The organism is Methanolobus psychrotolerans (assembly GCF_002243045.1).
Classification (GTDB): Archaea; Halobacteriota; Methanosarcinia; order Methanosarcinales; family Methanosarcinaceae; genus Methanolobus; species Methanolobus psychrotolerans.
In genome coordinates, this window is record NZ_MBKP01000083.1 from 1 (window position 1) to 5,997 (window position 5,997).

At 40.1% G+C, this 5,997-nt stretch carries 6 protein-coding genes and 2 pseudogenes; all 8 read right to left on the bottom strand.

Going from position 1 to position 5,997, the window contains the following annotated elements:
• A partial coding sequence (locus tag BB781_RS15475; protein WP_242492686.1) for a DUF6444 domain-containing protein occupies nt 1–518 on the bottom strand: 518 nt, incomplete at its 3' end.
• 119 nt (nt 519–637) lie between these two features.
• A pseudogene (locus BB781_RS14985) lies at nt 638–1,662 on the bottom strand (IS630 family transposase).
• A gap of 50 nt (nt 1,663–1,712) precedes the next feature.
• Complete coding sequence (locus BB781_RS15480; RefSeq protein WP_129582747.1) at nt 1,713–1,913, bottom strand: hypothetical protein; 201 nt, start codon at nt 1,911–1,913, stop codon at nt 1,713–1,715.
• A gap of 81 nt (nt 1,914–1,994) precedes the next feature.
• On the bottom strand, nt 1,995–2,288 hold the full coding sequence (locus BB781_RS14990) for a hypothetical protein (protein ID WP_164997933.1): 294 nt from the start codon (nt 2,286–2,288) through the stop codon (nt 1,995–1,997).
• Between the two features lie 294 nt (nt 2,289–2,582).
• Entirely contained in the window at nt 2,583–3,296 is a 714-nt protein-coding gene (locus BB781_RS14995) for a hypothetical protein (RefSeq protein ID WP_094229255.1), read from the bottom strand.
• A gap of 625 nt (nt 3,297–3,921) precedes the next feature.
• Nucleotides 3,922–4,224, bottom strand: a pseudogene (locus tag BB781_RS16555) (RHS repeat-associated core domain-containing protein); the annotation flags it as partial.
• A gap of 73 nt (nt 4,225–4,297) precedes the next feature.
• Nucleotides 4,298–4,690: a hypothetical protein gene (locus BB781_RS15005; protein WP_094229257.1), complete on the bottom strand. Its 393-nt coding sequence runs from the start codon at nt 4,688–4,690 to the stop codon at nt 4,298–4,300.
• On the bottom strand, nt 4,691–5,997 hold a 1,307-nt coding region (locus BB781_RS15010; protein WP_129582749.1), incomplete at its 5' end, for an RHS repeat domain-containing protein.

A 5,997-nucleotide genomic window follows, 5' to 3' on the forward strand; every position in this document is an offset into this window, starting at 1 on the left:
CCCTCAGGAAAAACGGCTTTGTTTACATGAGAACATTTAGGACATGTTTTTATCGCAGAACGATGTTCAGTACACTTAATTGCTATTGGTGGAATGTCAAAGACCTGTCTTCTTTCATAATCGGAGGGAATGGAAGTTAACGATCTTCCACAATTGGTACATTTGTCAACATGGTGAACAACAACTTCATCAGGATCATCATTCATTCTTAAAGTAGTACCAGGATGACCGTTTTGACCACCTACGGATCTATCGCTCTTTTTTCTCTGACTTTTAACCTTTGGTTTATTCCGTGAGTAAGAATCAGTAGACGGTGGTTTGCTACTATTGTGACTATTCTTATCAAGCATCTCTTCCAGATGCTTGACACGTTCTTCAAGCTGTGCAATTTTGAGAGATTGTTGTTCGATGATAATATTTTGTTGTTCAATTATTCCAAGTAATCGAGTTACAAGTTCTACTACTGCTTCTGGACCAGCTTCATAAACTGCAAGTATTTCTTCTCGTTCTATACAAATCCCCTCAGATCAATAAAATCTTTTTTCTGAACGTTAAAATGAGGTCATAGTATATTGATTTTTACTTTAGTGCTGGAAGGATGGCTGAATAGTTACTAAAGAAATAACTATGTTTATAGTTAATAACTTAACTTTTCTAACTTATTATCCAGAAACTTCTCAATCCATTTTCTTGCGAAGCTAAGCTTTGATGAACAACTAATAAACGTCTCAGCAATCAGATTTCTCATATGGTCAAGATCTTTGATAAAATTGCAAGAAATAACTCTTTTAACGCTCTTCCATATGAATTCTATAGGATTCAGGTCTGGCGAATACGGAGGCAAATAGACCAATTCGATATCATTTGCCATTGCAAAATCCACTGTGTCTTTTGCCCGATGTGACCTGAAGTTGTCAAGAATGATAACTATTCTCTTTTCAATGTTGTTGTTTTTGATAGTTGATAGAAACGAACATACATCCTCTTTAGTTGAATGTTCCTTAAAATCAATTACTGAAGTACCATTCAATGCATAAAATCCAAACGAGTTTGCTTTTATTCTAGTTGTATTTTTGAACATAACGGGTTTATTGAAAGACCATAAACGAACTGTATTTGATGTGGTTTGTGGAGATGATTCATCAAGAAAACCGATTACGCAATCATTATTGATTACTGGTAAGTTTTTTTTAAACGATCTTCTGCGTCATCTGGTCTTCGATAATCATGTGCATAGGGTTTGGCATGATACATACCAAACTTTTTCAAGATTACTAATATTTGCTTAATAGTGTATTGGACCTTAAACTCAATATGGATAAGTTCCTGGATTTCTTTTGTAGACCAATCATCTCTTTCATGCAGCATAGCCTTTAGTTTTTCTTTTTGGTCATCAGTGAGTTTTGAAGGACATCCTCCTGAAAACCTGGGGATCAATCCTTCATAGCCGTCTTGGTTCCATCTCTCTTGCCATTGATATGCAACTGGTTTTGATATGCCAATAAGTTTAGCTGCTTCGTTAACAGAAGAACCTTCATAACGATGTTTAATAAAATACAAACGTTGTAGAACTCGTGTATCTTTCTCTAATAACTTGATATTTTTAAGCAATTCTTCTGATGATAGATGATGCTCTATCGGAATTTGTTCAGGTCTAGCCATAAAGTATAGTTGCACTTAATTAATAATAAATGTTTGGTTAATGACTATAATTAACAATGCCCCCCGGCAGAATTCTGCTTTTTGATCCGCCTGTCGTTTCCGTCGTACCAGTACTTCTCCACGAGGGAACTATTACCTGAATAACGCACCTCGCTTAACTGGTTCGCATTATTGTAGACGTAGATGAAATCCTCGTCCTCGACCAAGTTACCGTTTGCATCATATTCGAGGTCATTGCCTTTATAGGTCACTGGAGCGTGGAACGGTGTTACATCTTAACTATAAGAGGATATTGTGACACTGTTCTCATCTACCTGATGGATGCAGCCATACTAATCGTAGGTGAAATCTCTCTGGTACGTCGGCACGCTGTTGACCGACATTCCCGCACTGGTCAGCCTGTCCAGATCATCGTATCCGTAGGTCTTCACAGAACTCAGGACATTATCCTCGATCTCAAGGATATTGCCGACGTTGTCGAAATCATAGTTCAGGTCCTGGAGATTCTGAGTGTATATCCTGTCCAGCAGGAGCTTCTGACTATCATAGGTATAGTTAGTGACCACGCCGTTGGAAAGCTCTTTAGTGGTGATCTGGTTCCTTGCATTGTAGTCCAGGTTGTTCACAACACCCTCAACACTATCCAGCAAAGTCTGAGCGTTGTAGGTAAGGCCAACGCTGGAAGCGTCCGGATAGGTGATCTTCGTTCCCTGTCCATGCTGTCATACTCGTAAGACGTGGTGTAGGGTGTACTGTCAAGTGTTACAGTCTCGTCCACAATTCTATAACGCTGATCGTAGTCATAGTTTGATGAGATGCTTCCTCTGGTGACCTGTGAGAGTGTGCCGTTGAGGGCAAGGTCGTACTTGAAATAGATATCTCATAATCAAATAATTGTACTGAGCAAAGATAAATGGTATTTAGTCAGTTTCAAGTTCAACGTTGGATATGTAAAATTCTCCAGGGTCCATTACTATTCGGTCCCCCTTTTTAATATTCTTTAAGCCAGAATAACGTTTAGCTGCTGTTACTATACTGCCACAATCCAGGATAAAATTTATTCCATTGTTGTCTATTTTTGTAACTTCCCCAATTACCGAGTAAACGTTATTTTCTATTTGCAAAATCCCGTTGATCAAAACATCTGTTTTATAGATATCACCTATACTTACAAAATAATTAGTAACTTTAATTGTTTTACCAATCAAAGGTGACTTCCATTTCTTCTGATTCTCTCCACGAGCCTTCAACAAAATCCCATTCATTTCACAAGTAATCATGTGTGATTCTGTAGGTTTATTTCCAATTCCCCAGTTTTCAGCATATTTATCCCAGTTTTTATCCTTGCTCAATCCTGAAATATCAAAAATTTTTGCATTATACATATGGGGGTCTTTGACAATATATTGATCCCACTTCTTCTTTCTAATTTCTTCTAACAATGGTACTTCAATTAACCCATACTTATCTCGTGTACTTGTGCTGTTTTTGATATTGTTAGGCTCATCCCACTCTGATTCACACTCTTCGCATAGTAAAAAAAGTCTCTTAGAATTCACATCTTTTGCGATTTCAACCCATCCCTGATTACAAACAGGGCACCAAGTAACTTTGTATTGATATAAATTAATCATGTTGTACCACCTTTATTTTTGATGGATAAGAACTGATTATTTGATTCGTATCAGCTTTTGTCACGATTTGTACATAGTTTAAAGTTTCATGGGTCCCCATTCTTCCGCCTTCAAATCCTGCATTTGGGTAAGGTATATAGTACTTATCAACATTACCCTCTCTAACCGGTGTAATGCTTCCTCTATTGCCCCATGCCTCATTAGTAACCTTAACGGGATCATCGCTGAAAACTCCATGGAAATCTTTGTTTAGATTATCCTTTGAATGAAGCATGATGTGATCTTTTCTAGTTTCTCCTGTTTTACTGACAACAGAATTCCAATCAAGTGCATTGAATGAATCTTTCGTATTGTCTACACGATTAATATTCCTCCCTGCATTCGTGGCACCCCCTGTCTTATCCAAGAACTTGAACAAATCCCCAACATTATCCGCATGAGTTACTCCCTCCTCCAGTGCCTTAACTCCAAGTCTGCCACCCGTCACTCCTGGCAAAGCCAGACACACGACATCAGCTCCAAGGCCTATGTATGTCCATTTATTGGCGTTCCCGGTACGGATATCGTTCAAATCCATTGCAAGGAAAGCAATGTCTATTGCACTCTCAACGTAATGCCCGCTCGGATCAGTATACTTCACCGGATTATTCAAAGTATAAGCGTACCGATTCAGAGCCTGCGGATCATACACATCCGGCAGCATCGTATCCGGCTGCACGAACACCCTGTACCCAGGTGAGTAGTGCCGGGCACCGTAGTACATCAGCCCGGTGTCAGCATCATTCTCCTGTCCTGTGAACCCGTACTTCTCCAGCCCTCCGGACTGAACCTGACCGTATGGATAGTACTCGGTACGCTCGACCTCAAGACCACTCTCATTGACGAGCAGTGTAGTACTGCCCAGATGGTCGGACAGGTACCACTCCATGTCTCCGGCGGTTTGTTTGGCTATGCGCTCGTCGTCGCGGAAGAAGTAGCCGGTACTGCTGATGACGCATTACTTATTGAGCATGTAATTTAGTCAATTTATAACCACGTGCAACTATTTCAACATAAAAATCTCCTAGGATCATTATGTAGTGGTGAGTTCCTTCCATTAAATGTTCATATTTACGTCTATTATAATAATCGTCTTTTAATTGGGAAAGCCAATCAGAGTTTAAAATCTCATACATCATGCCATCGGTTGAAAGGGAAGACAAGAAACTTGAGTCAAAGCAATCATCTATTGTAACTTTCAATGCCACATAAGTTACAAATTCAATTTTGTATCTGATCTCATTCTCATCATCAAATTCAATGAATAACTTATTACCATCTTTATTGTCACAGACAATTTTTTCAAATGGCACGTCATGGACAGTTATATCTGGTTCAAGTACCTGTATTTCCATTTATTTCCCGCCGTTTCTAACCTTGATATTTGCTCCATTATTTTGTGTCGTTAATTTGGCCCAGCCTTTATTTATTTCATCAGGGCTTGCATATACATAACGGATATCGACTCCAGCTTGCTGAAAAGCATGTAGTCTTCTATTATCGAGAGAGTATAGATTTCCCTTCATTTCAAATACTTGTATAGCTGGAACTTCGGATGGATTTATATTTCCACTTCGTAATCCTTCGATCAAATCATCTACACTCCCGTCTTCAACATCTTTGAAATTTTTACTGATACTGTTTTGTGTGAAACGTATATCTTTTGGATTGATTACCCCCGTTTTTCCTGCATTTTTAGCAGCCGTTTCTAAAATCCCTTCTTTAAGCTCTCTGCTGATTTGATTCTTAAGTGCTTTTCTTGCGATGTCATCCGCAGGGGTATTAACCGGTGACAGTTCATCTGGGTCAAGCAACTCTGACGCGATGTTCAATCCCAATCCAATTTTCGCAGCTTCTTTATCAAAAACATTTGAATTAGGATTTACTATTGTCCATGAGTCTGTTGCAAAATCATAAACATTCCAACCATAATCAATTACAGTTGAAACAACTTTGACTCCAGCTATAGCTATTGCTGGAATCACAATATGCCCGCTCGGATCAGTATACTTCACCGGATTATTCAGACAATACGAATACCTGTTCAGGTACTGAGGATTGTACGGGTCCGGCAGAATCGTATCCGGCTGCACGAACACCCTGTACTCAGGCGAGTAGTAGCGTGCACCGTAGTACATCAATTCAGTGTCGACATCGTTTTCCTGGCATGTGAACCCATATTTCTCCAAACCACCGGACTGAACCTGGCCGTATGGGTAATACTCGGTGCGTTCGACCTCAAGGCCGCTCTCGTTGACAAGGAGTGTGGTGCTGCCGAGGTGGTCGGAGAGATACCACTCCATACCCTCATCTGTCTGCTTGGCTATGCGCTCGCCGTCGCGGAAGAAGTAGCTGGTGGCAGTGCCGTTGTTTACTTCGTAGAACTGATTGACGTAGTAGGTGAACTCACCGGCGGAGTTCTGTTTCTTGACTCTCTGGCCGTTGGCGTCGTACCAGTATTTCTCAACGAGTGAATTGTTACTGGCATAGCGTACTTCAGAAAGTTGGTTAGCATCGTTGTAGTTGTAGGTGAAATCCTCGTCTTCAACTAAGTTTCCATTAGCATCGTAATCGAGGTCGTTTTCATTATAACTTACAGGTGCGTGGAATGGCGTACCTGAGTATCCGTAAGATGATATAGTGGCACTGTTCTCATCCACCT